Origin of the sequence: Nocardioides lentus (genome assembly GCF_039529515.1) — a bacterium.
GTDB classification, from domain to species: Bacteria; Actinomycetota; Actinomycetes; order Propionibacteriales; family Nocardioidaceae; genus Nocardioides; species Nocardioides lentus.
In genome coordinates this window covers 208,067-233,767 of record NZ_BAAAMY010000005.1, presented here as the reverse complement: position 1 = coordinate 233,767, position 25,701 = coordinate 208,067, and the positions used below count along the sequence as shown (strand labels likewise).

Below are 25,701 nucleotides of genomic sequence, written 5' to 3'. Positions count from 1 at the left end.
CCGCAAGGTGCGGGTGACGCGAGGCGATCCGATCGTCACGCGACCCGCTGTCGGCAGTGTTCGAGCTGCTGGCACTACCGGGCAGTCACCCGGCCCGCAGGCGCCCCGGCCCGTCCGACCGGGGTCCCGCTCCTCGTGAGCGGGGACCACGCCTGCGGGCCGTTCCCGTCCGTGGGGTCCCACAGGCCCGCACAGCCTCTCTGGCCCACGCCCCAGTCGTGCGACAGCGTCACGACAGCGGGCCGCGACACGGTCGGGGCATGACGACGACACCCCTGATCGAGCTGGTCGTCCCGGTCCACGACGAGGAGCGCGTCCTCGCCGACAGCGTGGAGCGCCTGTGCGCCCACCTGCGAGCGTTCCCCTACGACGTCCGGGTCACCATCGCCGACAACGCCAGCACCGACCGCACCCACGAGGTCGCCCGGCGCCTCGCCGAGCGGCACCCGCAGGTCCACGCCGTACGGCTGGAGCAGAAGGGACGGGGGAGGGCGCTCAAGGCGGTCTGGTCGACGTCGGAGGCCGACGTCCTCGCCTACTGCGACGTCGACCTCTCGACCGACCTCGCCGCCCTGCTGCCGCTCGTGGCCCCGCTGCTCAGCGGCCACAGCGACGTCGCGATCGGGACCCGTCTGGCGAGGGGGTCGCGCGTGGTCCGCGGACCGCGCCGCGAGGTGGTCTCCCGCTGCTACAACCTGCTGCTGCACGTCGCCCTGCGCACGCGGGTCAGCGACGCGCAGTGCGGCTTCAAGGCCCTGCGTCGCGACGCGGCCGCCGTGCTGCTCCCGCAGGTCCGCGACGACGCGTGGTTCTTCGACACCGAGCTGCTGGTGCTCGCGGAGGCCGCCGGCATGCGGATCCACGAGGTGCCCGTCGACTGGGTCGACGACCCGGACTCGCGCGTCGAGCTGCTGCCGACCGCGATGGCCGACCTGCGCGGGGTGGTGAGGATGAGCCGCCGGCTCGGGTCCTTCGCGGCCGTCGGCGTCGTGAGCACGCTCGCCTACGTCGTCCTGTTCTGGCTGCTCGCCGGCCCGCTGGGCTCGCAGGGCGCCAACCTCGTGGCGCTGGCGGTGACGGCCGTCGCCAACACCGCCGCCAACCGGCGCCTCACCTTCGGGGTGCGCGGCGCCGCCGGCCGCTGGCGGCACCAGGCGCAGGGCCTGGTCGCGTTCGTCGCCGGCCTCGCGCTCACCAGCGGCACCCTCGGGCTCCTGCACCTCCTCGCCGACCCGTCGCGGCTCGTGGAGACCGGGGTGCTGCTCGTGGCCAGCGTCGCCGCGACGCTGCTGCGCTTCGGGCTGTTCAGCCGCTGGATCTTCCCCACCGCACCCCACCGGGCGCAGCCCACCCACCGCACCGCCGCGTCGGAGGTGGCCGCGTGAGCGCCGTGATGGACCGTTCCGTCGACCCCGACCGCCGGGCGACCGCCCGCGCGGCGCGCCGCCGGCCCGACCCGTACCGGCTCGCCCTCGGCGGGCTGCTGCTCGGCACGGCGGTCCTCTACCTGTGGGGGCTGTCGGCCTCCGGCTGGGCCAACTCCTTCTACGCCGCCGCCGCGCAGGCCGGCTCGGCGAGCTGGAAGGCGTTCCTCTTCGGCTCCTCCGACGCGGCCAACGCGATCACCGTCGACAAGCCCCCGGCCTCGCTGTGGGCCATGGGGCTGTCGGTGCGCCTGTTCGGCCTCGGCCCGTGGAGCGTCCTGGTGCCCCAGGCGCTGATGGGCGTGGCGTCCGTGGCGCTGCTCGCGGCCGCCGTACGCCGCTGGGCCGGGCCCGCGGCCGGGCTCCTCGCCGGCCTGGTCCTGGCGCTGACCCCGGTCGCGGTGCTGATGTTCCGCTTCGACAACCCCGACGCGCTGCTGGTGCTGCTCATGACCGCCGCGGCGTACGCCGTGGTGCGGGCCGTCGACGCCGCCGCGCCACGGGCGTCCACGGGGTGGGTGGTCCTCTCCGGGGTGCTGCTCGGCCTCGGGTTCCTCACCAAGATGCTCCAGGTGGGCCTGGTGGTGCCCGGCCTCGCGGCGGCGTTCCTGCTGGCCGCGCCGGGCTCGGCGTGGGCGCGCCTGGGACGGCTGGCGCTCGGCGGACTCGCCGCGGTGGTCTCCGCGGGCTGGTGGGTGGTGCTGGTCGAGCTGTGGCCGGCCGACTCGCGTCCCTACGTGGGCGGCTCGCAGACCGACAGCGTCTGGGAGCTGGTCTGGGGCTACAACGGTCTGGGCCGGATCACCGGCGAGCAGGTCGGCAGCGTCACCGGCGGCGCCGGCACCACCGGCCCCGGGGGCGGCGGGATGTGGGGCGAGACCGGGCTGACCCGGCTGCTCGACGGCACCTGGGGCGGTCAGGCCGCGTGGCTCCTGCCGGCGGCGCTGGTGCTGGCGGTGGCGCTCCTGGTCCTCGCCGGACGGCGCCCGCGCACCGACCGGCTCCGTGCCGCGGCGGTGCTGTGGGGCGGCTGGCTGGTCGTGACCGCGCTCGTCCTCTCCTTCATGGGCGGGATCGTCCACGAGTACTACACCGTGGCCCTGGCCCCCGCGATCGGCGCGCTGGTCGGCACCGGGGCCGTCGCGCTGTGGCGCCGGCGGACGGCATGGCCCGCGGCGGTCGCGATGGCCGTGGTGCTGGCGACCACGTCGGTGTGGGCCTGGGTGCTGCTCGGCCGGTCGCCGGACTTCCTGCCCTGGCTGCGCTGGGTGGTCCTCGCCGTCGGCCTCGCCACCGCCGCGGGCCTGGTGCTCGCCGGGGTGCTGCCGCGGGTGCGGGTCCGGCTGGTCCTGGCGTCGCTCGTCGCGGGCACCCTGGTCGCCGGCGTCGGCGGCCCCGCGGCGTACGCGCTGCAGACGGCGGCCACCCCCCACACCGGGTCGATCGTCACCGCCGGCCCGGAGGTCGTCGACGACGACGGCCCGGGGGGTGGCCCCGGCGGGGCTCCGGGTGGTGCCCCGGGTGGTGCCCCTGGTGCGGCGCCCGGCGGCGTCCCCGGTGGGGCCCTGCCCGGCGGCGGCCTGCCCGGCGGCTCCCCGGGGGGCGCGCCGCAGGGCGGCCCGGGCGGGGCGGGCAGCCTGCTCGACGCCGCCGAGCCCAGCAACGAGGTGCTGGGCACGCTGCTCGAGGCCCGCGGCACGACCTGGCTCGCGGCGACCGTCGGGTCGCAGTCGGCGGCCGGCTACCAGCTGGCGACCGAGGAGCCGGTGATGGCGATCGGCGGCTTCAACGGCAGCGACCCGTCGCCGACGCTGGCGGAGTTCCAGGCGTACGTCGCGGCCGGCCAGGTCGGCTGGTTCGTCGGCGGTGGCCTCTCCGGGGCCAGCAACGGCGGCAGCGACGCCGCGGCCGAGATCGCGGCCTGGGTCGAGCAGACCTTCCCCGCCACCGAGGTCGACGGCGTCACCCTCTACCGCCTCGCCCCCGAGGGCGTCACGACGTAGGCCGACCCCGGGCCGGCGCCGGACCGTGTCGGGCACGGGCTCCGGAGCACGCGGGACGTCGGCGCTCACTCCAAGGTGAAGACGGTGGCGGGGCTCTCGGGGGACACGGCGGGCTCGAGCAGGGGACCGCGGCCGGGGTCGGCGCCGATCAGACCGCGGCCGGAGGAGATGGTGACGACGCCCGGTTGGCCGACCTCGGTGACGTCGAAGAGCTGGGCCCGCTCCTCGCACAGCGACACGGTGACGTGGTCGACCCCACCGGAGTCGGTCAGGCACAGGTCGCGTCCGTCGACCGTCGAGACGGCGACGATGCGCACCCGGTCCCCGGGGCCCGGCACGAGCCGCCAGCCGGTCTCCAGCGGGGAGGCCGCGCGGCTGCGGAACGTCCGGACGCCACCCTCGACGTCGGGCGCGACCCACCGTCCGGCGTAGGTCCGGATGTCGACCGCCCGGTCCGCGGCCTCGCCGTCGCTCGGTCCGTGTGCTCCCGACGGGCCGGTCGCTGCGGGCGGACCCGTGGGTGCGACCCGGTCGGTCGGCCCGGCGCCGGTCAGCGAGAGCAGGGACGGGGCGACGGCGACGACGGCGACGGCGACGGCCGCGGCGCCGGTCGCGGCGCGACGGCGGGTACGCCGGGCGGCGGCGCCGCGGATCTCCGCCGGCGTGGTCAGCCGGGCCGAGGACGCGCCGTGGCGAGAGAGGCCCTCGAGGTCGGGCAGGCGGTCGGTGGGGCTGTTCATGCGAGGTTCTCCTGGCTCCGCGTCGCCCGGCCGGGGCCGACGCTCGAGGGACGGGTGGTGGCGCCGGGCTCGTCGGCGAGGATCGCCGCCAGCGCGGCCCGGCCGCGCGAGAGCCGCGCCTTGACCGTGCCGGTGGGGGCGCCGGTCTCGGTCGCGATCTCCGCGACCCCGAGGCCGACGAGGTGGTGAAGCACGATCGCGCGCCGCTGGTGAGCGCTGATCCGCTGCAGCGCGGCGACCAGGGCGACGTGGTCGGGTCCGACCGTCGCCGGGGGCAGACGGGCGGCGTCGGCCGCGACCCGCTCGGCGGCTCGGCGGCCGTTGCCGACCTTGCGCCACGTGCTGATGGCCTGGCGCGAGGCCACCCGACGTACCCAGGCCTCGGGGCTGTCGGCCCGGCGCACGGCGCGCCATCGGGACCAGGCCTTGAGGTAGGCCTCCGCGACGGCGTCCTCGGCTGCGGCGAGGTCACCGGTCATGACGTACACGTGGCCCACGACCCGTCTGCTCGTGGCGAGGTAGAAGGCATCGAACTCCGCTGCGTCACGCACGTCGCTCCTCGGGCCGGTGCTCGCCCCGTGCGGGGCGGTCGTCACGGGGATGACGCCGGGGGAGCGTCACCGGTTGCATCCCCCGTGCCGTCGTCGGCCCCGCTCCGTCACGGCGTACGACGGGCTCTCAGCGGGGCGGGCGGGCGTCGACGATGCGGCGCATCTTCCCCATCGACCGCTCGACGGCGCCGGGGGCGACGGCGTCGACGGTGACGCTGACGCCGATGGACGCCTTGACCAGCCGCCGCAGCTCGTCGGCGGCCGCGGCGACGGCGCCGGGGGAGGCGTCGGCGCGGTGCTCGACGACGACGGTGAGGGAGTCGAGGGTGCCGGTGCGCTCGAGGCGGCACTGGAAGTGCGGCGACAGGGCGGGGACCTGCCCGAGGATCAGCTCCTCGATCTGGGTGGGGAACAGGTTCACGCCGCGCAGGATGATCATGTCGTCGCTGCGGCCGGTGATCTTGGCCATCCGTCGCATCGTGCGGGCGGTGCCCGGCAGCAGGCGGGTGAGGTCGCGGGTCCGGTACCGCAGGACCGGCATCGCCTGCTTCGTGAGCGAGGTGAGGACGAGCTCGCCCTCCTCGCCGTCGGGGAGCACCGCGCCCGTCACCGGGTCGACGACCTCGGGGTAGAAGTGGTCCTCCCAGATCGTCGGGCCGTCCTTGGTCTCGACGCACTCGGAGGCGACGCCGGGGCCGATCACCTCGGAGAGCCCGTAGATGTCCACCGCGTGCATGTCGAGGCGCTCCTCGATCTCGCGGCGCATGTCGTCGGTCCACGGCTCGGCGCCGAAGACGCCGACCTTCAGCGACGTCGCCCGTGGGTCGACGCCCTGGCGCTCCATCTCCTCGACCAGCGCCAGCAGGTACGACGGGGTGACGGTGATGACGTCGGGTGCGAAGTCGACGATCAGCTGCACCTGGCGCTCGGTCATGCCGCCGGAGACCGGCACGACGGTCATCCCGAGCCGCTCCGCGCCGGCGTGGACCCCGAGGCCGCCGGTGAAGAGGCCGTAGCCGTAGGCGTTGTGCAGCAGGTGGCCCCGCCGCGCGCCGGCGGCCCGCAGGCTGCGGGCCACGACGTCGGCCCACACGTCGAGGTCGCCCGCGGTGTAGCCGACGACCGTGGGCCTGCCGGTGGTGCCCGAGGACGCGTGGATCCGCGCGACCTCGGCGCGGGGCACCGCGAACATCCCGAACGGGTAGGTCTCGCGGAGGTCGGCCTTGGTGGTGAACGGCAACCGTGCGAGGTCGGCGAGCTCGCGGACGTCGTCGGGGTGCACCCCGGCCGCGTCGAGCGCACGCCGGTAGTGCGGCACGTGCGCGTGGGCGTGGGCGACGGTCGCGCGCAGGCGCGCGGTCTGCAGCCCGCGCAGCTCGTCGAGCGAGGCGGTCTCGATCGGCTCCAGGTCGCCCGGGCGGGGGCTCAGGTCCTCCATGCCCCCACTATGGCTTCCCGACCGATCGGTCGGGAAGCCTCAGGCGCGCACCCAGGTGGCGCTGTCCGGTGCGCCCGGGGTCGCGCCGGAGCACACGAGCACCTCGCCGGCCGGCGGGTCGACGGGCGTCTCGCCGCAGTTCACCTGGCACACCAGGTCGCCGCGCCGCAGGAGGAGCACGTCGTCGTCGACGGCCACCGCGACCTCCGCCGGCAGGTCGGCGGCGTGCGCGCGCCGGGCGGCCAGCGCCCGGCGGTAGAAGGCGAGGGTCGAGTCCTCGTCGGCCTGCTGGCGCTCGACCGACAGGGCGGCCCAGGCCTCGGGCTGCGGCAGCCAGGGCTGCGCGTCGCCCGGTCCGAAGCCGTACGGCGGGGCGTCGCCCGACCACGGCAGCGGGACCCGGCAGCCGTCGCGGCCCACCTCGCCGGTGCGGAACCACGACGGGTCGGTGCGGGCCTCGGGGGCGACGTCGGCCTCGGGCAGCCCGAGCTCCTCACCCTGGTAGAGGTACGCCGAGCCGGGCAGGGCGAGCATCGTCAGCGTGGCCGCCCGCGCCCGGGCGAGGCCGCGCTCGGGCGTCGCGCCCGCGGCGTACCGGGTCCGGTGGCGCACGACGTCGTGGTTGGACAGCACCCAGGTCGCGGAGGCGCCGACCCGGCCGACGGCGGAGAGGGTGTCGGTGACGACGTCGGCGAACGCCCGCGCGGACCACGGCGCGAGCAGCCAGGCGAAGTTGAACGCCTGCTGGAACTCGTCGGGCCGCACGTAGCGCGACATCGACTCCGCGTCGGGCGTCCACGCCTCGGCGACCATCATGCGCTGCTCGGCCGGGTCGTCGCCGTACGACGCGAGCACCTCGTGCCAGCGGCGGTAGACCTCGTGGACACCGGGCTGGTCCCACATCGGCTCGTCGGCGCGGTCGCGGGCGACCATCGAGTCGTCACGGCCGGGCGCGGGGAGGTCCGGGTCGTCGTGGTCCGGCAGGCCCGCCGCCTTGACCAGGCCGTGGGCGACGTCGACGCGGAAGCCGTCGACGCCGCGGTCGAGCCAGAACCGGAGGATGTCGACGAACTCGTCGCCGACCTCCGGGTGGGCCCAGTCGAGGTCGGGCTGGGTGGAGTCGAAGAGGTGGAGGTACCACTCGGGGGCGTCGGAGCCGTCGTCGACGCGGGTCCACGCGGACCCGCCGAAGACGGAGCGCCAGTTGTTGGGCGGCTCCTCGCTCCACGGCCGGAAGTGGTAGCGGGCGCGCTCGGGCGAGCCCGGCCCGGCGGCGACGGCGGCGCGGAACCACGCGTGCTCGCTCGAGGTGTGGTTGGGGACCAGGTCGACGATCACCCGCAGGCCCAGCTCGTGGGCGCGGGCCAGCAGCGCCTCGGCGGCCGCGAGGTCGCCGAACAGCGGGTCGACGTCGCGGTAGTCGGCCACGTCGTAGCCGTGGTCGTGCTGGGGCGAGCGGTAGAACGGCGTCAGCCAGACCGCGTCCACGCCGAGGTCGACGAGGTGGGGGAGGCGGGCGGTGATGCCGGGCAGGTCCCCGACGCCGTCACCGTCGCCGTCGGCGAAGCTGCGCACGTAGACCTGGTGCACGACCGCGTCGCGCCACCACGGCTTGGATCGATCCAAGGAACTCACGGCGCCAGCGTACGGAGCCGACTCCACCTACCGCGGGTCGGTGGCGGGTCCGGCGGCGAAGGCCGCGGCGTCGACGGTGATCCACAGGTGCTCGGCGGTCGCGACGAGGCCGCCGGCGGCGTCGTACAGGCTCGCGGCGGTGCGCACCTTGCGGCCGTCCTCGCCGCGGACCTGTCCGACGACGACGTGCTCGACGCCGGGCTCGGGGGCGGCGAGCACGTGGGCGGTCATGCGGCCCAGCACGATCGCGCGCTCGTCGACGTCGGCCGCCCAGGCGCCGGCGCAGTCGATCGCGGCCCAGGTGGTGCCCGCGTCGGCGTCGTCCCGGGGCGTCCAGGGCGCGGCGGTGAGGCCGGGTCCGGCCGGGCCCGGGAAGATCCGCAGGCCGTCACCGGGCTCGCGGGCGGTGCCACAGGAGTAGCACGACCCGAACGGGTGGTGCGCCAGGCCGGCGTACGACGCCGCGGCGGCCCGGGCCTCCTCGGGGCCCACGGGCGGCACCGGGCCCAGGACGGCTCCGGGGTCGGGCGTCGCGGTCGCCACGAGCGCCTCGCCGTGGTGGAGCGAGACGGGCCCGCCGTCGGCGCCCCCGTCGCGGCGCACCTCCATCGGCACGTCGAGCGGCGGCGGGTGGCGCAGCGAGACGGTGACGGGGCCGGTGCCGGGCAGGAGCGCGGCGAGGGCCCCGGCGGTCCAGCCCCCGTTGCCGGAGGCGGGCGGGCCGCAGAAGCGGGCGGGCACGGTCAGCGTCCTCACGGGGGCCAGTCTGCCCGCCGCCGCCGGTGGGCGCCGGTGGCGCGCTACTGCTTGATCTCCGCGTAGCGGTCCAGCGCCTCCTGGCGCTCGGCCTTGTGGTCGACCAGCGGGTGGGGGTAGTCGACGCGGTCGCGGTCGTCCGGCGACGGGTCGTGGGGGTCGGCGACGTCGGCGAGCTCGGGCACCCAGCGGCGGATGTAGTCGCCGCGGGGGTCGAACTTCTTGCCCTGGGTCGTCGGGTTGAAGATCCGGAAGTACGGCGAGGCGTCCGTGCCGGAGCCGGCCACCCACTGCCAGCCGTGGTTGTTGGAGGCCAGGTCGCCGTCGGCGAGCAGACCCAGGAAGTGGCGGGCGCCGTGCTGCCACTCGACGTGCAGGTCCTTGACCAGGAAGCTCGCCGTGATCATGCGCAGCCGGTTGTGCATCCACCCCGACGCGGCGAGCTGGCGCATCCCGGCGTCGACGATCGGGAAGCCCGTGCGGCCCTCGCGCCACGCGTCGAAGTCGTCGCCGGGGGAGGCGTACGACATCCGGGCGAACTCCGGCTTGTAGTAGTCGCGGGCGGAGTCGGGACGGCGGAAGAGGACGTCGGCGTAGAACTCGCGCCACGCGATCTCGGTCCGGTACGTCGTGCGGCCCTTCCCGCCGGAGCCGGCCAGGTCGGCGAGGATCGTGCGCGGGTGGATCTCGCCGTACTTGAGGTGGGTCGACATCCGCGAGGTCCGGTCGTGGTCGGGGCGGTCCCGCTCGTCGTCGTAGTCGGTGACGTCGGCGTCGACGAAGTCAGCCCAGCGCTGCGCCGCGGCGGCCTCGCCGGCGGCGGGCGGCTCGAGACCGTCGGGGAGGTCGACGGTCGGGATCTCGACGGTGGAGTCGAGCTCGAGCCACGAGCCGCCGGTGGGCGCGGCGCACGGCTCCTCCCAGCCGATGTCGGCCCACGCGCGCGAGAACGGCGTGAAGACCTGGTAGTTCTTCCCGGAGCCGTTGACGACCGTCCCCGGCGCCACGGCGTACGGCGAGCCCACGCGGACGAGCTCGATGCCCGCGGCGTCCAGCGCCTCCTCGACGCGCTCGTCGCGCTCACGGCCGTAGGGGCCGAAGTCCTCGGCGACGAAGACGCGGGTCGCGTCGACCGCCTGCGCGGCGAGCACGACCTGCCGCTCGGGCTTGCCGCGCACCACCGACAGCGACGTCCGGCGACGGCGCAGGGAGGCGTCGAGGGAGCGCAGCGACTCGGTGAGGTACCAGCGGCGGGAGACGCCCGAGGGGCCCCACAGTGCGGGGTCGAGCACGAACAGCGGCAGCACCGGCCCGGCCTCGCTCGCGCTGACGAGCGCGGGGTTGTCGGCGAGCCGCAGGTCGCGGCGGAACCACATCACGGCGGGATCGGCGTCGGAGGAGGTGCTCACGTCCCCTTCGTACCCCGACCGGGCGGTCGGCACCACGGGGGCCCCGGCGGCCACGGGAGCCGCGGCGTCGAGAACGGTTCCCGGGATGGGTCACAATGGGGCCGTGAGCGACCTGATCGACACGACCGAGATGTACCTCCGGACCATCTACGAGCTGGTCGAGGAGGACATCGTCCCGCTGCGCGCCCGGATCGCCGAGCGCCTGCACCAGAGCGGTCCGACGGTGTCGCAGACGGTCGCGCGCATGGAGCGCGACGGCCTGCTCACCGTCGAGGGCGACCGCCACCTCGAGCTGACCGAGACCGGCCACCGGCTCGCCGTGCGCGTGATGCGCAAGCACCGTCTCGCCGAGCGGCTGCTCACCGACGTCATCGGGCTCGAGTGGGAGCTGGTGCACGAGGAGGCGTGCCGCTGGGAGCACGTGATGTCCGAGACCGTCGAGCGCCGCCTGCTGGAGCTGCTGGACCACCCGACCGAGTCGCCCTACGGCAACCCGATCCCGGGTCTCGAGGAGCTCGGCCAGACCCGCGTGGTCGAGGCCTTCATGGAGGGCGTCGAGTCGCTCTCGCAGGCTGCCGGCGCCGAGGAGTCCCGCGTCCACGTGCGCCGGATCTCCGAGGAGATGCAGAAGGACGAGCAGCTGATGGGCGCCCTGCGTCGCGTCGGTGCGCTGCCCGACAAGACGGTGCTCGTGGCCGCGACCGACCAGGGCGTCCTCGTCGGCTCCGGCGGGGAGACCGCCGAGATCGTGCCCGAGGCCGCGGACCACATCTTCGTCACCCGGCTCTGAGGGTCAGGCTCTGAGCGTCCGGCTCTGAGGGGTCCGGCTCAGCGTCGGTCGAGCAGGTCGGCGCAGAAGTCGCTGCACCCGACCTCGAGCTTGACGTCGGCCAGCGGGTCGCCGCGGGTCGCGCCGCGGTTGACGATCACCACCGGGACGCCGCGCTGCGCCGCGCGCTTCACGAACCGCAGGCCGCTCATCACCGTCAGCGACGAGCCGGCCACGAGCAGCGCCCCGCCGGCGTGCGCGCCGCCGTCGGCGAGCGCCTCGACCGCGTCGTAGCAGCGCTGCACCCGCTCCTTCGGCACGTTCTCGCCGAAGAAGACGACGTGGGGCTTGAGCACGCCCCCGCACACCTCGCAGGCGGGCACGACGAACCCGGCGGTCTCCTCCAGGGCGACGTCGCCGTCGGGGCGCACCTCGACGTCGGCGTGCTCCTCCACCCAGCCGGGGTTGGCGCGCGACATGCGCTCGTGCAGCGCGGCGCGGGGCGAGACCGTGCGGCAGTCGAGGCACACGACCTCGGCGATGCGGCCGTGCAGCGCGACGAGCGAGGACGTGCCGGCCCGCTCGTGCAGGCCGTCGACGTTCTGGGTGATCAGGAGCGTGGGGTCCAGCGCGGCCAGCGCCCGGTGCCCGGCGTTGGGCTCCGCCGCCCGGAAGCGGCCCCAGCCGACGTGGCTGCGCGCCCAGTAGCGACGCTGCTCCTCGGGCCCGGAGACGAACTGCTGGTAAGTCATCGGCTGGCGCGGCACCGACGTCGGGCCGCGGTAGTCGGGGATGCCGGAGTCCGTCGAGAGCCCCGCCCCGGTGAGCACGACCAGCGGGCGCCCGCGCAGCAGCGCCAGCGCCCGGTCGAGGAGCCCGGCTTCCGACGGGGACGTGGTCGTCGCCGGCGCGGCCCGCTCCGCCGCGGGGAGGCTCACGCGCCGTAGCGCACGGCGGCCCGTGCGCGCGCCTTCGCGGCCTCGACCTCGCGGTCCTTGGGGGACGCGGTGGTCACCAGCCGGTCCAGCAGGCGCTGCGTGGTGGCGGCGACCTCGGCGACGGCCTCGTCGTAGGCCGCCGCGTTGGCCGCCGACGGCTTCGTGGCGCCGCCGACCTTGCGCACGTACTGCAGCGCCGCCGCCGCGACCTCGTCGCTCGTCGCCGGCGGTGCGAAGTTGTGGAGCGGGCGGATGTTGCGGCACATGCCCCCGAGCGTACGTCGGGCCGAGGGCCTCGTGGGAGGCTCGGAGGATGGCTGACGACAAGGCTGACGGCAGGGACCTCGACCTCGTGCTGCTGGGCGCGACCGGCTTCACCGGGGGGCTGACCGCGGAGTACCTGGCCGCGCACGCGCCGGCCGGGCTGCGGTGGGCGCTGGCCGGGCGGAGCGCCGACAAGCTCGCGCGGGTCCGCGACCGGCTCGCCGCCGACCACCCGGGCGCGGCCGACCTCGAGCTGGTCGTCGTCGACGCCACCGACCCGGTCGGGCTGCGGTCGATGGCGGAGCGCACCCGGGCGGTGGCGACCACCGTGGGGCCCTACCAGCAGCACGGCGAGCCCCTGGTCGCCGCGTGCGCCGCCGCCGGCACCGACTACCTCGACCTCACCGGCGAGCCTGAGTTCGTCGACCGGATGTGGCTGGCCCACCACGGCACCGCCCAGGCCTCCGGCGCGCGACTGGTGCACTGCTGCGGCTTCGACTCGATCCCGCACGACCTCGGCGTGCTCCACGCGGTGCGTCAGCTGCCCGACGACGAGCCGATCACGGCCTACGGGGTGGTGCGCGCGACCGGCACCTTCTCGGGCGGCACCTTCCACTCCGCGCTCAACGCCTTCGGGCGTGCCGGTGAGATGCGCAAGGCGTACGCCGAGCGGCGCCGGGCCGAGCCGCGCCCCGAGGGGCGTCGGTCGCGGGCCGTGGCCGCCAAGCCCCACCGCGACTCCCGCCTCGGCTACTGGCTCGTGCCGCTGCCGACCATCGACCCGGCCGTCGTCGCGCGCAGCGGCGCCGCGCTCGCGTCCTACGGGCCGGACTTCCGCTACTCCCACTTCGCCGGCACCAGGACGCTCCGCTACGCCGCCGGTGGGCTCCTCGGCGCGGGCGCGATCGGGCTCGCCGCCCAGGTCGCACCGCTGCGCAAGGCCCTCCTGAGCCGCGTTCCGCAGGGCGAGGGCCCCGACGAGCAGCGGCGCGAGCGATCGCGCTTCACCGTCGACGTCGTCGCCACCGCCGGGTCGCGCACCGTGCACACCCGCGTGTCCGGCGGCGACCCCGGCTACACCGAGACCGCGAAGATGCTCGGCGAGTCCGCCCTGTGCCTGCTGATCGACGACAACCCCACGACCGCCGGCCAGGTCACCACGGCCCAGGCGATGGGCGAGAACCTGCTGCTGCGCCTGCAGAACGCCGGCATCCGGTTCGAGACCCTGCCCTGACGGCCCTCCGAGGACCCCGCGAGGCCGTCAGCCGGCGTCGTCGAACTGCTCCTCGGTGGGGACCTCGATCTCGCTGAACTCCGCCTCGGTGAAGCGCACCGGCACGACGTCGCGCAGCGTCGGGGCGTTGTCGAACTCGTAGGCGATCTCGATGAAGAACCCCGCCTCGAGGCCGTCCCCGGCCGCGATCACCCGGAGGTCGGGGGCGAGCCGCACCACCTCGTCGGTCGGGAGGTCGACCGGGCCGTCCGGCAGGACGACGTCGAGGGCGCCGTCCTCGGTGGTGATGGCGACGTCGGTCAGGGTGTCCGCCTCGGGCGCCTCGTTGACGATCGAGGCCACCAGCGTGCCCCGGTCGTCGCCGTCGGTCACCAGGGTCGCGTTGAGGACGTTCACCTGGTCCGAGCGCACCACGCCGACGGGCGGGTTGTCGGTCGCGGACTCGTCGCCGGAGCAGCCGGTGGCCACGAGGGCGAGCAGCGCGAGAGCGCCGGCGGAGGCGAGGGGGCGCGGGGCGCGCAGGGGCATCTGGGGCACGGTGGACCGTCTTCCGTCGGGAGGCCTACGACCGCCGCGTTGACGATCTCGACGCGAGAGTACGGACGAGGTGGGTGCCCCCGGCAGGAGTCGAAACTGGGCCCCCCAGACGTTCGACGGCTATCTCGCGGGGCACGTGTTGCGTGCGTCGCGGGGATGCGCCAGCGGCCTGCCACGCTGCCGCACCCGAGGCACGTCGACAGCCGGCTCCCCGCCGGCCTCGATCCTCACCCTGCGACCGAGTTGGATCCATTGCTTCGACGTGGCGCGCTCTGCGACGGCCCCGGAAACACCAGACCGCGTGGGTGGTCGGCGAGTCCGTCCTGCGCCTGCTGCTCCACGGCACCCCCACGACCGGCGGCGAGGGCACCGGGGCGCGGGCCAGGGGCGAGAACTGAGGCTGCCTTTCCGGAACGCCCGGATCCGGACCTCGCCGGCTGCTACGTTCCCCTCTCCGTCTCGGACCGGTCGGCACAAGCGTGGGGGTGGGCGTATGACCGTGGCGAGGAGAGAAGTGGCGCGCGGGGTGACCGCCGCCATCCTGTCAGCTGCCGTGGTCCTCGTGGCTTCGCTGCCGAGCGTGCGTCCGGCGGCGGCCGAACCACCGGCGCGGGTCCCGGCGCCCACTGAGGTCGAGGCCGACGCCAAGGGGCGGGACGTGACCATCCGCTGGCGGGCCGTCGACGATCCCCGCGTCGTCGCCTACCAGGTGTCGGTCATGGCCGACTGGCAGTGGGACACGGAGCAGAAGATCCGGGTGCCGCAGGGGCAGGATCCCTCCGCGCACTTCTCGGACCTGCCGATGATGGAAGAGCACCGGGCCACAGTTTCGGCCGTCACGGACTCCGGCCCGTGGTCCGACAGCGTCCAGGTCAACTTCACCCCGGTCGCCGAGGTGACGGTGGAGGAGTCCGGCCCCCTGGTGCAGGTCGGTGACGGCCACGACCGCCCGCGTCCGGGCCTGGGTTCGGGCCAGGCCTACGAACGTCGCGTCTGGTTCCGTCTGTCCGAGCCCATGCCCTTGCCCGTGCGATTGCGGCCGTATCTCATCGAGCAGCAGACCCACGGCAACGACTTCGGCCCGGACGCGGTGTCCCACGACCAGGGCTTCCCTGCGTCGGCCGACGACCCGTTGGTTGTTCCGGCCGGTGCGATCCGCGGCTTCTTCGTGATCAAGCACTGGGGTGACGACTGGCGGCGGTTCGAGTGGTCGCGTTCGGTGTTCGGGCTGACCAGCTCCGAGGTCGGCCTCGGGTGGGACGGCGGGCCGCCCGTCGGCGCCCTCGACGTGGACCGCGTCCGGGTCGAGCACCTGATGTACGAGGACGATCCCCACCGTTGGCCGCTCGTCGTCGACGGGACGTTGGGCGTGGAGGCGGGCGCGACGGCCCGTGTGCCCCTGCGGCTGCGGAGCCCGGCGGTGCGGCGGACCGTCCTGAGCGTGCGCACGATGGAGGGCAGCGCCCGAGCGGGCCGGGACTTCCGGGTGCGGCGTGAGACGGTCACGATCCGTCCCGGGTCGCGGACGGCGTGGCTCCACGTGCCGACGTTCAGGAGAGGCATGGCTTCGAGGGTCCGCGAGTTCCGGGTCCAGGTGACTGCCGCACGAGGTCAGTCGGCGCGGGTGGTCAAGCGGTCCGGCGCCACCGTCCGGATCCGGCCCTGATCCGTGTGGTGCCCCCGGCAGGAGTCGAACCTGCGACCTTTCGCTTAGGAGGCGGCTGCTCTATCCGCTGAGCTACGGGGGCCTCGACCGCGCATCCTCCCATCCCGAGCGTCACCCGCCCGCCGGGTGGTCCGGGTGGGACCCGTGGGGTGGGTGTGGCGAGGGCGTCGGAGCAGTGGTAAGGCCGGGTTTTGGCCCCCCACGGCGACACGGCGCATCATTTGCGGGAACCCTCTAGCCTCGGGAGCGGTGTCAGCCGCCCCGGCCGGAGCCCGTCGACCCACCAGGAGCCCTTGATGAGCAAGCGACGCGCACCCAAGCGCCGCGCCCCCAAGGAGCGTCGTCACACCGTCGCGAAGGTGATCACCACCTCGACGCTGGGCCTCGCGCTGGCCACGGGCGTCGGCGTGACCACCGTCTACCACCACCTGAACGGCAACCTCCAGGTGATGGACGTGTCCGACCAGCTGACGGACCGCCCCGAGAAGGTCGACGTCGCCGGCGGTGAGCCGCTGAACCTGCTCATCATGGGGTCGGACTCGCGCGACGGCGCCGGCAACGACATCGACGGCCTGACCGGCGGCGGCCAGCGCTCCGACACCACGATGATCCTGCACGTCTCCGCGGACCGCGAGCGCGCGTTCGGCGTGAGCCTGCCCCGCGACGCCATGGTCGCGCGTCCCGACTGCACGACCGAGGACGGCGGGACCATCCCGGGCGAGGACCCGGTCATGTTCAACACGGCGTACTCGGTCGGCGGCCCCGCCTGCACCATCCAGACGGTCGAGCAGCTCACCGGGATCCGCATCGACCACTTCGTCGACGTCGACTTCGGCGGCTTCGAGTCGATGGTCGACGCGATCGACGGCGTCGAGGTCTGCATCCCCACCGAGGTCGACGACCCCGCCCACGACATCTACCTCGAGGCGGGCACGCAGGAGCTCGAGGGCAAGGACGCGCTGGCCTATGTGCGCGAGCGCTACGTGCTGTCGTCCAACTCCGACATCGGCCGGATGAAGCGCCAGCAGGCCTTCGTCGCCTCGATGGCCAACAAGCTGGTCTCCGCCGGCACCCTGTCGCGCCCGGACCGGCTCGTGGGCTTCCTCAACGCCGCGACCAAGTCGCTGACCCTCGACCCCGAGCTCGAGAGCGTCGCCAAGCTGAGCGACCTCGGCCTGCAGTTCCGCAACACCGGGCTCAACAAGATCCGCTTCGTGACGGTCCCGATCGCGGCCTACGAGCCCGACCCCAACCGCCTGGTGTGGACCGACGAGGCCGACGAGCTGTGGCAGAAGATCATCAACGACGAGCCGGTGGGCAAGGAGCTCTCGCAGGGCGTCATCACCGCGGCCAAGCCGCAGGGTGGCAGCACCGGTGGTTCCGGCGGCTCCTCGGAGGAGAAGGCCGAGCTCGCCGCCAACGGCCTCTGCGCGTGAGCGGTCCGGCCGAGGCCGAGGAGTCGGACTGGGAGCGCCGCCGCCGCATCGCGGAGGTGTTCGGCGACGTGCTGCCGGAGACCACCTCGGACGAGCGGGGACCGACGGCGCCGCGCGACGGCGAGCCCGCCGACGAGCGGTGGCTGCGCGAGCAGGTGCCGCCCCACCACGGGGGCTGACCACCCGCTCACCGGTCTCCCGGTCCGACCTCCGGGTCCCGCGGGCCGCGGCTCAGCCGCGGTGCGTGCCCGTGCCCGGCTCGACCTGCTGCCCGCCGGCGCCGCCGGCGAGGATGTCGCGGATCTCCTTGAGCAGGGTGATGTCCTCCGGGGTGCCCGGCGCCGGGCTCGGGAAGTACTTCTCCTTCACCTTCGTGAAGGGCAGCACGACGAAGAAGTAGACGACCGCGGCGAGGATCACGAAGGCAATCAGCGCGTTGAGGAACGCGCCCAGCTCGGTCGTCCCGTCGAACTGCTCCGCCGTCGACGCCGGCAGGAGGCTGGTGAGCCACGCCGTGAACGCGGTGACCACGGTGCCGAACGCGGTGCCGATGATGACCGCGACCGCGAGGTCGACCAGGTTGCCGCGGAGGATGAAGTTCTTGAAGCCGCCCATGGTGCTCCTTCGCTGGTGTCGGCCGACGCCTGTCGGACCGGTGGTTGTCGGGTCAAACTAGCGTGACCAGGCCACGGTCAGGAACAACCGCGCGGCCGCGTCCACCACCGGGGGGACGTCGACGGGGTCGAGCCCGACGACCACGAGCCGGCCGGGTGGGGTGGCCGCTGCCGACGAGCTCAGCGCGTCGTCGTCGCCCGGCGCGGGCAGCGCCAGCACCGGCACCCCGGTCGCGACCGTCGTCGCCGCGGCTCCCTGCGGGTCGGCGGCCACCAGGTCGACGTGGTCACCGGTACGCAGCAGGGCGACCACCCCGGCGTCGGGCAGGCGCACGGGCAGCGCGGTGAGCCCCGGGTAGCCCGCGAGCAGCCCGGGCGCGACCAGCCGCACGTCCGTGACCGGCTCGCCGCGGCGCAGCGGCGCCGCGAGGGTCCGCCCGGCGGGCGTCGGGGCGAGCCCCGTCGGCGCGGCGCCGGGCGGGAGCTGCACGGAGGCGAGGTCCTCGGGCCCCAGCACCTCCCCGGCCGCCAGGTCAGCCGCCGCGACCGTCACCGCCACCCGCGCCGGAGCCGCGGGCGCCGCGGCCTGCAGCCCGGCCGCGACCGCCACCGCCGCGCACAGCGCCGCCAGCAGCCGACGGTGGCGCAGCACCGCCCGGCGTACGACGAGGCGGGCGCGGGCCAGGCGTTGCCGGGGCGAGGAGGTCATGGCGCGACGCTAGGCCGCGGGCGACCCCCCGGCCCGCCGTCGTCCCCAGCCCCCACCCGGCCGCCGGCCCGTGGACGGAAGGTGGCTCAGGAGGCGGACGAGCCCGACGACGAGCCCGTGGACGTCGACCCGGACGTCGAGGAGCCCGACGAGGACGACGAGGTCGTGTCGGCCGAGCCCGACTTGCCGGCCGAGCCCGACTTCTCCGTGGAGCCGCCGGAGGACGACTCCGAGGAGCCCGAGGACGCCGAGGAGGACCCCGAGGACGACCCCGACTCGGAGCCCGCGCCCTGGCGGCTGTCGGTGCGGTAGAAGCCCGAGCCCTTGAAGACGACGCCGACCGCGTTGTAGACCTTCCGCAGGCGCCCGTGGCACACCGGGCACTCGCTCAGCGCGTCGTCGGTGAACTTCTGGACCTGCTCGAAGCGGTGGTCGCACTCGGTGCAGGCGTACTGGTAGGTCGGCACGCTCGGGGATCCTCTCGGTGCTGCAGGAACGGGGTCGACCGGCCCGGCGGCGCGAGGGACACCTCACTCGCTCCGCACGTGGCACTCGTGGAGGTCGACTGCCCAGCGTACGGCACAATCTCCGACGATGAGCGAGCCGTCACGACCCCCGCCGCCGGTGGTCGGCTGGTGGATCCGCTTCCGGGAGCTGCCGGCCTGGACCCGCTGGCCGGCGTACGTCGCGCTCGGGCTCGTGCTGGTGCTGGTCCTCCTCGCGCTGACCACGGTCGTCGTGGTCCGTCGGCCGCTGCCGCAGACCGACGGCGAGCTCGAGATCGCCGGTCTCGAGGGTCCCGTCGAGGTGCGCCGCGACGCCCAGGGGGTCCCGCACCTGTACGGCGACTCGGTCGACGACCTGCTGACCGCGCAGGGCTTCGTGCACGCCCAGGACCGCTTCTACGAGATGGACGTGCGGCGCCACATCACCGCGGGGCGGCTCTCCGAGCTCTTCGGCGAGGCGACGGTCGAGACCGACGCCATGGTGCGCACGATGGGCTGGCGCCGCGTCGCGGAGCGCGAGCTCGCGCTGGTCTCGCCGGCGACCCGCAGCGCGCTGCAGTCCTACGCCGACGGGGTGAACGCCTACCTCGACTCCCACGCGCCGAGCGAGATGGCCGTGCAGTACACGGTGCTGGGCCTCACGGGGCTGGACTACACCCCCGAGGCCTGGACGCCGGTGGACTCGCTGGCCTGGCTCAAGGCGATGGCGTGGGACCTGCGCGGCAACCTCGACGAGGAGGTCGCCCGGGTCGTCACGGGCATCGACCACACCCCGGAGGAGGTCGAGGAGCTCTTCCCCCGCTACCCCTACGGCCGCAACAGGCCCGTGCTCGCCGGCGGCGGTCTCGTCGACGGGGTCTTCGAGCCGGCCGCGACCGGCACCACCACGCGGGTGCCCCGACCGGCCTGGACCGCCGGGCAGCGGCGACTCGTGGGCGAGGTCGGCGACGCCGTCGCCCGGATGCCGGCCCTCCTCGGCCGCGGCGACGACGTCGGCAGCAACTCGTGGGTGGTCTCCGGCGACAACAGCTCGACCGGTGCGCCGCTGCTGGCCAACGACCCCCACCTCGGCACCGCGGTCCCCGGGGTCTGGACGCAGGTCGGGCTGCACTGCACCGACGTCGGCCCCGACTGCCCGATGGACGTCGCCGGCTTCGGCTTCTCGGGGGTGCCCGGCGTCGTGATCGGCCACAACGCCGACATCGCCTGGGGCTTCACCAACCTCGGCCCCGACGTCACCGACCTGTTCCTCGAGCAGGCCGACGAGAAGACCTGGCTCTACGACGGCGAGCGCCTGCCGCTGCGCACCCGCGAGGAGACCATCGAGGTCCGGGACGGCGAGGACGTCGAGCTGAGGGTCCGCAGCACCGACAACGGGCCGATCCTCTCCGACGTCTCCGAGCAGCTGCGCGGGGTCGGCGAGGAGGCCGTGGTGCCGGGGGAGTCGCCGGGCCTCGACACCGACGGGTACGCGGTGTCCCTGGCCTGGACCGCCCTGGAGCCGGCCCCGACCGCCGACGCGCTGCTGGGCCTCAACCTCGCCTCGGACTGGGAGGAGTTCCGCGCGGCCGCCGCGGACTTCGCCGTCCCGGCGCAGAACCTGGTGTACGCCGACCGGGAGGGCCGGATCGGCTACCAGGCGCCGGGACGGGTCCCGATCCGGCGCTCGGGCAACGACGGCTCGCAGCCCACGGCGGGGTGGCTGCCGCAGAACTCGTGGACCGGCGAGACCGTCCCCTTCGAGAGCCTGCCGACCGAGCTCGACCCCGCCGAGGGGTTCGTCGTGACCGCCAACCAGGCGGTCACCGGGCCCGGCTACCCCGTCTACCTCACCGACGACTGGGACCGCGGCTACCGGTCGCAGCGGATCCGGGAGCGGCTGACCGCCGAGCTGGAGACCGGGGACCTGTCGGTGGCGGAGATGGCCGAGGTCCAGCTCGACGACCACCACCCCCTGGCGCCGACGCTGGTGCCGTTCCTGCTCGACGTCGAGCTCGCCGACGGCTACCCCGGGGCGGGCCAGGCGCTGCTCGCCGACTGGGACTTCACCCAGCCGGCGGAGGGACCGCAGAGCGCGGCGGCGGCCTACTTCAACACGGTGTGGGCGCGCCTGCTCGAGCTGACCTTCCACGACGAGCTCGCCGAGGCCGCGCGCCCCGACGGGAGCGACCGGTGGATGGCCGCGGTCGAGCGGCTGCTGCGGCGCCCCGCGAGCGGCTGGTGGGACGACGTGGAGACCGAGGAGGTCGAGACCCGCGACGACGTGCTGCGCGCCGCGCTGCTCGCCGCCCGCGACGACCTCACCGCCACCCAGTCGCCGGTCGCCTCGGAGTGGACCTGGGGTGCGGCCCACACCCTGTCCCTGGCCGAGCCGACCCTGGGCGAGTCCGGGATCGGCGTCGTCGAGCGCCTCGTCAACCGCGGCGGCTGGGAGCTGCCCGGAGGGTCGGAGACGGTCAACGCCTTCGGCTGGGACCCCCGCGAGGGCTACGGCGCCATCGCGGGCCCGTCGATGCGGATGGTGGTCTCGACCGCCGACTGGGACGACTCCCGCTGGGTCAACCTCACCGGCGTCTCGGGCCACCCCGCGAGCGACCACTACACCGACCAGACCGACGTGATGGTCGCCGGCGAGACCCTGCCGTGGGCCTTCGGCCGGGAGGCCGTCGCCGAGGCGACGGACGAGCTGCTCACGCTGCGGCCCACGCCCGAGGAGCGGTAGCCGCCCGCCCCCCGCGGGGCCGGCGGCCCGGGGGCCCGGGCGGCTCAGAAGCGGACGACGCCGTCCTCGGTGACCGCGCCGGTCACGCGGCGGTCGTGGGGCTCGACGGGGACGTCGCGGTCGAGCTCGTCGGCGTGCAGCAGGACCCAGGTCGGCGTGCCGACCCGGACCCGGGCGAGCGCCCGGTCGTAGGAGCCGCCGCCGCGTCCCAGCCGGTGGCCCGCGGCGTCGACCGCGAGCCCCGGCACGACGACGAGGTCCGCGGCCGCGATCGCGTCGGTCCCGTGGCGGGCGGTCGCCGGCTCCAGCAGGCCGCGGCCGGCGGGCACGAGCGAGCCCGGCCCGTCGTACGGCGCCCAGTCGAGGTCGCCGTCGGCGAGCAGCACCGGCAGCAGCACGCGCCGGCCGCCGGCGCGCAGCTCGTCGAGCAGCACGGTGGTGCCGGGCTCCGAGCCGACCGAGACGTACGCCGCGACCAGCGCCGCGCGGCGCGCCTCGGGGCTGGCGAGGAGGTGGGAGGTCCGGGCGCGGGTCGCCGCGGCCACGCCCGCCGGGCCCCGGCGGCGCCGGGAGGTGAGGAGCGCGTCGCGCAGCGCCGTCTTGGCGCCCGCCTGTGACGAAGGCATCCCGCGCAGCCTACGATCGGTGACATGGGTAGCCCAGGACTCTCCCGCGCGCGGGAGAAGATGGCCGACGCCGGGGTCGACGAGACGGCGATCGAGGTGTTCTCCCACTACTACCGGCTCCTCGAGCACGGCGAGACCGGGATGATCCCCGAGTCCGACATCGAGCCGCACGACATGGAGTCGCTCGCCGACGTCACCGTGGACGACGCGCAGGCCACCGCCGCGCTCGACGGGACGGCCGTCATCAAGCTCAACGGCGGGCTCGGCACGTCGATGGGCATGGACCGCGCCAAGTCGCTGCTGTGCGTGCGCAAGGGCCTGTCGTTCCTCGACGTCATCGCCCGGCAGGTGCTCCACCTGCGCGCCACCACCGGTGCCCGGCTGCCGCTGATCTTCATGAACAGCTTCCGCACCTCCGGCGACACCGTCGCCGCGCTGGGCCGCTACGAGGACCTCGCCGTCCCCGGCCTGCCGCTGGAGTTCCACCAGAACAAGGAGCCCAAGCTCCTGCTCCGCGACCTGCTCCCGGCGAGCCTGCCGCGCGACCCCGACCTCGAGTGGTGCCCGCCCGGCCACGGCGACCTCTACACGGCCCTGCTCGGCACCGGGCTGCTCGACGCCCTCCTCGAGGCCGGCTACGAGCGCGTCTTCGTGTCCAACTCCGACAACCTCGGCGCCGTCCCCGACCCGCGGGTCGCGGGCTGGTTCGCCGCCAGCGGCGCGCCGTTCGCGATCGAGGCGGTGCGTCGTACGCCCTCGGACCGCAAGGGCGGCCACTTCGCGCGCCGGAGGTCCGACGGTCGGATCGTGCTGCGCGAGACCGCGCAGACGCTGCCGCAGGACAAGGAGGCGCTGGCCGACCTCGAGCGCCACCGGTTCACCTCCACCAACAACCTCTGGTTCGACCTCGCGGCGATGAAGGAGGCGCTGTCGGTGCGCCGCGGCATCCTCGGTCTGCCGCTGATCCGCAACGTCAAGCACCTTGACCCGACCGACCCGAGCACCCCGGAGGTGGTCCAGATCGAGACCGCCATGGGTGCCGCGATCGAGATCTTCGAGGACGCCACGACCATCGAGGTCGGCCGTGACCGCTTCGTGCCGGTCAAGACGACCAACGACCTGCTCGTGCTGCGCTCCGACGTCTACGCGCTCGGCGAGGACTTCGTCCTGACCCAGCAGGCCGAGCAGGTGCCGTTCGTCGACCTCGACGGGCCCTACACGACCGTCGACCAGTTCGCCCAGCGCTTCCCGGAGGGGGCGCCCTCGCTCGCCGAGGCCACCTCGCTCAAGGTGACCGGCGACGTGACCTTCTGCCGCGGGGTGAAGGTCGTCGGGGACGTCGAGATCGACGCCGGCTCCCAGGCCCAGCGCGTGGAGTCGGACTCGGTGCTGCGGTGAGCGCCGGTCCCGCGGACCCCGTGGTGCCGCCGCCGGCAGCGGAGCCGATCACGGTCGAGCAGCTGCAGGAGAAGGTGCTCGGCACCGTGCGGCCGCTCCCGGAGCACCCGCTGCCGCTGATGGACGCCCTCGGCCTCGCGCTCGCCGAGGACGTGGTGTCCCCGATCGACCTGCCGCGCTTCGACAACTCCGCCATGGACGGCTACGCCGTGGTGCACCGCGACGTCGCCACGGCCACCGGGGAGGCGCCGGTCCACCTGCCCGTCGTCGGCGAGATCGGGGCCGGGCAGGCCCGGATCCGGGTCCTCTCGGAGGGCACGGCGGTCAAGATCATGACGGGCGCGCCGGTGCCGGCGGGTGCCGACACCGTCGTCCCCTACGAGTGGACCGACCGCGGTGAGGCCTCCGTCCGGATCACGCAGGCCCCCGAGCCCGCCCAGCACGTGCGCCCCCGCGGCGACGACGTCTCGAGCGGGGACCTGCTCGTCGAGCGGGGCACCGTGCTCGGCCCCCGCCACCTCGGTCTGCTCGCGGCCGTCGGGCGCGACCGCGTGCGGTGCCGGCAGCGGCCGCGGGTCGTCGTGCTCTCCACGGGCTCCGAGCTGCGCGACGCCGGCTCCGAGCTGGGCCACGACTCGATCTACGACGGCAACTCCTACCTGCTCGCCGCCTCCGCGCGCGCGGCCGGCGCGATCGCCTACCGCGTGGGGATCGTCCCCGACGACCCCACGACGTTCACCGAGGCCCTGCACGACCAGCTCGTGCGCGCCGACGTGGTCGTCACCTCCGGCGGGGTCAGCATGGGCGACTTCGACGTCGTCAAGGAGGCCCTCGCCCCGCTCGACACCATGTGGTTCGGGCCCGTCGCGATGCAGCCGGGCAAGCCGCAGGGCTTCGGCACCGTCGGCGAGGACGCCGTCCCGGTCTTCACGCTGCCGGGCAACCCGGTCTCGGCGTACATCTCCTTCGAGACCTTCGTCGTGCCGGCTCTGCGTCGGATGATGGGGCTCCTCCCGGAGGTCCGCCCGACCGTGCCGGCCCGGCTGACCCACGCGGTGACCTCGCCCCCCGGGCGTCGGCAGCTCCTCCGCGGCTCGTACGACGAGTCGCACGGGGCGGCGTCCGTGTCGCCCGTCGGCGGCGCCGGCTCCCACCTCGTCGGCAACCTGGCCGTCGCGGACTCGCTGATCGTGGTGCCGGAGGCGACCACGTCGCTCGCGGCCGGCGAGACGGTCCAGGTCGTCCGCCTGGACGTGCCCTTCTGATGGGCGGGCCGGACGCCGCGCCCGGCACCGCCGGCGGCGCACGGGGCCTGACCCACGTCGACGGGACCGGCGCCGCCCGGATGGTCGACGTGTCCGCCAAGGACGTCACGGCCCGCACCGCCACCGCCTCCGGGCGGGTGCTGGTCACCGCCGAGGTCGCCCGCCTGCTGCGCGGCGAGGGGATGCCGAAGGGCGACGCGCTGGGCGTGGCCCGCGTCGCGGGCATCCAGGGCGCCAAGCTCACGCCGACCCTGATCCCGCTGTGCCACCCGCTGCCCGTGACGGGGGTGAGCGTCGACCTCGACGTGGTCGACGACGACCCCATCGGCGACCCCACCGGCGACGCCGCCGGCGACGCCCGGCGCGGGGGAGCGGTGCTGATCGCGGCCACCGTGCGGACCACCGGGCGCACCGGTGTCGAGATGGAGGCGCTGTCGGCGGTCAGCGTCGCCGCGCTCACCGTCGTCGACATGGTCAAGGCCGTCGACAAGGGCGCGGTGATCACCGACGTCCGGGTCGAGACGAAGTCCGGCGGCGCCTCGGGGGACTGGGTGCGATGAGCGGCCCGACCGCCGAGCCGATGCGCGCCGCCGTGGTCGTCGCGTCCAACCGCGCCGCGGCCGGCGTCTACGAGGACACCACGGGCCCGCTGATCGTCGACGCGCTGGTCGACCTCGGCTTCGTCGTGGACGGGCCCCACGTGCGGCCCGACGGCGAGCCGGTCGGCGAGGCGGTCCGGGACGCCGTCGCCGCCGGCGCCCGCGTCGTGCTGACCACCGGCGGCACCGGGCTCACCCCCACCGACCGCACCCCCGAGGTCACGCGGCCCCTCCTCGACGCGGAGGTGCCCGGCATCGCCGAGGCCATCCGGGCCGCGGGTCTCGCGAAGGGGGTGCCGACCGCGGTGCTCTCGCGCGGGCTGGCCGGGCTCGCCGGGCGCTGCCTCGTCGTCAACCTCCCCGGTTCGCGCGGCGGGGTGAAGGACGCCCTGGAGGTGCTGCGGCCCGTGCTCGTGCACGCCGCCGAGCAGGTCGTCGGGAGCGACCACTGAGCGGCCCGTC

At 75.0% G+C, this 25,701-nt stretch carries 25 protein-coding genes and 1 tRNA gene; 12 read left to right on the top strand and 14 right to left on the bottom strand.

The features are described 5' to 3' along the window. The first annotated feature begins 260 nt into the window (after window positions 1-260). Both ABD158_RS12005 and ABD158_RS12000 read left to right on the top strand, forming a co-directional pair. Complete coding sequence (locus ABD158_RS12005; protein ID WP_344007456.1) at window positions 261-1,385, top strand: glycosyltransferase; 1,125 nt, start codon at window positions 261-263, stop codon at window positions 1,383-1,385. Continuing rightward, complete coding sequence (locus ABD158_RS12000; RefSeq protein WP_344007454.1) at window positions 1,382-3,427, top strand: ArnT family glycosyltransferase; 2,046 nt, start codon at window positions 1,382-1,384, stop codon at window positions 3,425-3,427. The genes ABD158_RS12005 and ABD158_RS12000 overlap by 4 nt, the downstream gene beginning before the upstream one ends. A gap of 65 nt (window positions 3,428-3,492) precedes the next feature. Here the strand turns inward: ABD158_RS12000 and ABD158_RS11995 are convergent, their stop codons facing one another. The 6 genes from ABD158_RS11995 to ABD158_RS11970 form a co-directional block, all read right to left on the bottom strand. Beyond that, window positions 3,493-4,167, bottom strand: a complete 675-nt coding sequence (locus ABD158_RS11995) for a hypothetical protein (RefSeq protein ID WP_344007452.1) — start codon at window positions 4,165-4,167, stop codon at window positions 3,493-3,495. Further along, window positions 4,164-4,718, bottom strand: a complete 555-nt coding sequence (locus tag ABD158_RS11990; RefSeq protein ID WP_344007450.1) for a sigma-70 family RNA polymerase sigma factor — start codon at window positions 4,716-4,718, stop codon at window positions 4,164-4,166. The genes ABD158_RS11995 and ABD158_RS11990 overlap by 4 nt, the downstream gene beginning before the upstream one ends. 127 nt (window positions 4,719-4,845) lie before the next feature. Then, window positions 4,846-6,156, bottom strand: a complete 1,311-nt coding sequence (paaK, locus tag ABD158_RS11985) for a phenylacetate--CoA ligase PaaK (RefSeq protein ID WP_344007448.1) — start codon at window positions 6,154-6,156, stop codon at window positions 4,846-4,848. A 39-nt stretch (window positions 6,157-6,195) separates the two neighbouring features. Further along, window positions 6,196-7,791, bottom strand: a complete 1,596-nt coding sequence (locus tag ABD158_RS11980) for a glycoside hydrolase family 13 protein (RefSeq protein ID WP_344007446.1) — start codon at window positions 7,789-7,791, stop codon at window positions 6,196-6,198. Window positions 7,792-7,818: 27 nt separating this feature from the next. Beyond that, window positions 7,819-8,547: a hypothetical protein gene (locus ABD158_RS11975; protein WP_344007444.1), complete on the bottom strand. Its 729-nt coding sequence runs from the start codon at window positions 8,545-8,547 to the stop codon at window positions 7,819-7,821. A gap of 44 nt (window positions 8,548-8,591) precedes the next feature. Further along, window positions 8,592-9,956 carry a cryptochrome/photolyase family protein gene (locus ABD158_RS11970; protein ID WP_344007441.1) on the bottom strand — a complete coding sequence of 455 codons (1,365 nt, stop codon included), beginning with the start codon at window positions 9,954-9,956 and terminating at the stop codon, window positions 8,592-8,594. Between the two features lie 103 nt (window positions 9,957-10,059). On the opposite strand from ABD158_RS11970, the gene ABD158_RS11965 reads away from it, so the two are divergent. Beyond that, on the top strand, window positions 10,060-10,746 hold the full coding sequence (locus ABD158_RS11965) for an iron-dependent transcriptional repressor DtxR (protein ID WP_344007439.1): 687 nt from the start codon (window positions 10,060-10,062) through the stop codon (window positions 10,744-10,746). Window positions 10,747-10,784: 38 nt separating this feature from the next. Here ABD158_RS11965 and ABD158_RS11960 read toward each other — a convergent pair whose 3' ends face one another. Together ABD158_RS11960 and ABD158_RS11955 are read right to left on the bottom strand one after the other, a co-directional pair. Next, on the bottom strand, window positions 10,785-11,663 hold the full coding sequence (locus tag ABD158_RS11960) for a Sir2 family NAD-dependent protein deacetylase (protein ID WP_344007437.1): 879 nt from the start codon (window positions 11,661-11,663) through the stop codon (window positions 10,785-10,787). Beyond that, complete coding sequence (locus tag ABD158_RS11955; RefSeq protein WP_344007435.1) at window positions 11,660-11,929, bottom strand: DUF2277 domain-containing protein; 270 nt, start codon at window positions 11,927-11,929, stop codon at window positions 11,660-11,662. The genes ABD158_RS11960 and ABD158_RS11955 overlap by 4 nt, the downstream gene beginning before the upstream one ends. Window positions 11,930-11,976: 47 nt before the next feature. Between ABD158_RS11955 and ABD158_RS11950 the strand changes: the two genes are divergently transcribed. Continuing rightward, entirely contained in the window at window positions 11,977-13,161 is a 1,185-nt protein-coding gene (locus ABD158_RS11950) for a saccharopine dehydrogenase family protein (RefSeq protein WP_344007433.1), read from the top strand. A 27-nt stretch (window positions 13,162-13,188) separates the two neighbouring features. Here the strand turns inward: ABD158_RS11950 and ABD158_RS11945 are convergent, their stop codons facing one another. After that, entirely contained in the window at window positions 13,189-13,698 is a 510-nt protein-coding gene (locus ABD158_RS11945; RefSeq protein ID WP_344007431.1) for a hypothetical protein, read from the bottom strand. A gap of 658 nt (window positions 13,699-14,356) precedes the next feature. Here ABD158_RS11945 and ABD158_RS11940 point away from each other — a divergent pair. Further along, window positions 14,357-15,364, top strand: coding sequence for a Calx-beta domain-containing protein (locus ABD158_RS11940; protein WP_344007429.1), 1,008 nt, complete (start codon window positions 14,357-14,359; stop codon window positions 15,362-15,364). Between the two features lie 6 nt (window positions 15,365-15,370). On the opposite strand, the gene ABD158_RS11935 is transcribed toward ABD158_RS11940, so the two are convergent. Continuing rightward, window positions 15,371-15,446 (bottom strand) — tRNA-Arg (locus ABD158_RS11935). 214 nt (window positions 15,447-15,660) lie between these two features. Between ABD158_RS11935 and ABD158_RS11930 the strand changes: the two genes are divergently transcribed. Both ABD158_RS11930 and ABD158_RS11925 read left to right on the top strand, forming a co-directional pair. Next, the gene (locus ABD158_RS11930) at window positions 15,661-16,800 is read left to right on the top strand and encodes an LCP family protein (protein WP_344007427.1); all 1,140 of its coding nucleotides are present in this window, start codon (window positions 15,661-15,663) and stop codon (window positions 16,798-16,800) included. Further along, the gene (locus tag ABD158_RS11925) at window positions 16,797-16,979 is read left to right on the top strand and encodes a hypothetical protein (RefSeq protein WP_344007424.1); all 183 of its coding nucleotides are present in this window, start codon (window positions 16,797-16,799) and stop codon (window positions 16,977-16,979) included. Before ABD158_RS11930 ends, ABD158_RS11925 begins: the two co-directional genes overlap by 4 nt. A 52-nt stretch (window positions 16,980-17,031) precedes the next feature. Here the strand turns inward: ABD158_RS11925 and ABD158_RS11920 are convergent, their stop codons facing one another. The 3 genes from ABD158_RS11920 to ABD158_RS11910 form a co-directional block, all read right to left on the bottom strand. Continuing rightward, window positions 17,032-17,415, bottom strand: a complete 384-nt coding sequence (locus tag ABD158_RS11920) for an MscL family protein (RefSeq protein ID WP_344007423.1) — start codon at window positions 17,413-17,415, stop codon at window positions 17,032-17,034. Window positions 17,416-17,472: 57 nt separating this feature from the next. Then, the gene (locus ABD158_RS11915) at window positions 17,473-18,123 is read right to left on the bottom strand and encodes an SAF domain-containing protein (protein WP_344007421.1); all 651 of its coding nucleotides are present in this window, start codon (window positions 18,121-18,123) and stop codon (window positions 17,473-17,475) included. 86 nt (window positions 18,124-18,209) lie between these two features. Continuing rightward, the gene (locus ABD158_RS11910; RefSeq protein ID WP_344007419.1) at window positions 18,210-18,590 is read right to left on the bottom strand and encodes an FmdB family zinc ribbon protein; all 381 of its coding nucleotides are present in this window, start codon (window positions 18,588-18,590) and stop codon (window positions 18,210-18,212) included. Between the two features lie 127 nt (window positions 18,591-18,717). Between ABD158_RS11910 and ABD158_RS11905 the strand changes: the two genes are divergently transcribed. Further along, a complete protein-coding gene (locus ABD158_RS11905; RefSeq protein ID WP_344007416.1) occupies window positions 18,718-21,351 on the top strand; it encodes a penicillin acylase family protein in 2,634 nt (877 codons plus the stop codon). A 44-nt stretch (window positions 21,352-21,395) separates the two neighbouring features. Here ABD158_RS11905 and ABD158_RS11900 read toward each other — a convergent pair whose 3' ends face one another. Further along, window positions 21,396-21,977: a 5-formyltetrahydrofolate cyclo-ligase gene (locus ABD158_RS11900; protein WP_344007414.1), complete on the bottom strand. Its 582-nt coding sequence runs from the start codon at window positions 21,975-21,977 to the stop codon at window positions 21,396-21,398. A 24-nt stretch (window positions 21,978-22,001) separates the two neighbouring features. Here ABD158_RS11900 and ABD158_RS11895 point away from each other — a divergent pair, with 24 nt between their 5' ends. The 4 genes from ABD158_RS11895 to ABD158_RS11880 are packed head-to-tail and all read left to right on the top strand — an operon-like array spanning window position 22,002 to window position 25,691. Further along, a complete protein-coding gene (locus ABD158_RS11895; protein ID WP_344007412.1) occupies window positions 22,002-23,375 on the top strand; it encodes a UTP--glucose-1-phosphate uridylyltransferase in 1,374 nt (457 codons plus the stop codon). Further along, window positions 23,372-24,640 carry a molybdotransferase-like divisome protein Glp gene (gene glp / locus ABD158_RS11890; protein ID WP_344007410.1) on the top strand — a complete coding sequence of 423 codons (1,269 nt, stop codon included), beginning with the start codon at window positions 23,372-23,374 and terminating at the stop codon, window positions 24,638-24,640. Before ABD158_RS11895 ends, glp begins: the two co-directional genes overlap by 4 nt. Further along, window positions 24,640-25,200: a cyclic pyranopterin monophosphate synthase MoaC gene (gene moaC, locus ABD158_RS11885; RefSeq protein ID WP_344007408.1), complete on the top strand. Its 561-nt coding sequence runs from the start codon at window positions 24,640-24,642 to the stop codon at window positions 25,198-25,200. The genes glp and moaC overlap by 1 nt, the downstream gene beginning before the upstream one ends. After that, window positions 25,197-25,691: a MogA/MoaB family molybdenum cofactor biosynthesis protein gene (locus ABD158_RS11880; protein WP_344007406.1), complete on the top strand. Its 495-nt coding sequence runs from the start codon at window positions 25,197-25,199 to the stop codon at window positions 25,689-25,691. The genes moaC and ABD158_RS11880 overlap by 4 nt, the downstream gene beginning before the upstream one ends. Window positions 25,692-25,701: the final 10 nt, after the last annotated feature.

What these genes read in the sequence shown, in the direction of transcription:
- ABD158_RS12005 (WP_344007456.1), top strand. Translation starts at nt 261, where the DNA reads ATGACGACGACACCCCTGATCGAGCTGGTCGTCCCGGTCCACGACGAG.
- ABD158_RS11995 (WP_344007452.1), bottom strand. Translation starts at nt 4,167, where the DNA reads ATGAACAGCCCCACCGACCGCCTGCCCGACCTCGAGGGCCTCTCTCGC.
- paaK (WP_344007448.1), bottom strand. Translation starts at nt 6,156, where the DNA reads ATGGAGGACCTGAGCCCCCGCCCGGGCGACCTGGAGCCGATCGAGACC.
- ABD158_RS11955 (WP_344007435.1), bottom strand. Translation starts at nt 11,929, where the DNA reads ATGTGCCGCAACATCCGCCCGCTCCACAACTTCGCACCGCCGGCGACG.
- ABD158_RS11950 (WP_344007433.1), top strand. Translation starts at nt 11,977, where the DNA reads ATGGCTGACGACAAGGCTGACGGCAGGGACCTCGACCTCGTGCTGCTG.
- ABD158_RS11930 (WP_344007427.1), top strand. Translation starts at nt 15,661, where the DNA reads ATGAGCAAGCGACGCGCACCCAAGCGCCGCGCCCCCAAGGAGCGTCGT.
- ABD158_RS11920 (WP_344007423.1), bottom strand. Translation starts at nt 17,415, where the DNA reads ATGGGCGGCTTCAAGAACTTCATCCTCCGCGGCAACCTGGTCGACCTC.
- ABD158_RS11915 (WP_344007421.1), bottom strand. Translation starts at nt 18,123, where the DNA reads ATGACCTCCTCGCCCCGGCAACGCCTGGCCCGCGCCCGCCTCGTCGTA.
- ABD158_RS11905 (WP_344007416.1), top strand. Translation starts at nt 18,718, where the DNA reads ATGAGCGAGCCGTCACGACCCCCGCCGCCGGTGGTCGGCTGGTGGATC.
- ABD158_RS11900 (WP_344007414.1), bottom strand. Translation starts at nt 21,977, where the DNA reads ATGCCTTCGTCACAGGCGGGCGCCAAGACGGCGCTGCGCGACGCGCTC.
- ABD158_RS11895 (WP_344007412.1), top strand. Translation starts at nt 22,002, where the DNA reads ATGGGTAGCCCAGGACTCTCCCGCGCGCGGGAGAAGATGGCCGACGCC.
- moaC (WP_344007408.1), top strand. Translation starts at nt 24,640, where the DNA reads ATGGGCGGGCCGGACGCCGCGCCCGGCACCGCCGGCGGCGCACGGGGC.
- ABD158_RS11880 (WP_344007406.1), top strand. Translation starts at nt 25,197, where the DNA reads ATGAGCGGCCCGACCGCCGAGCCGATGCGCGCCGCCGTGGTCGTCGCG.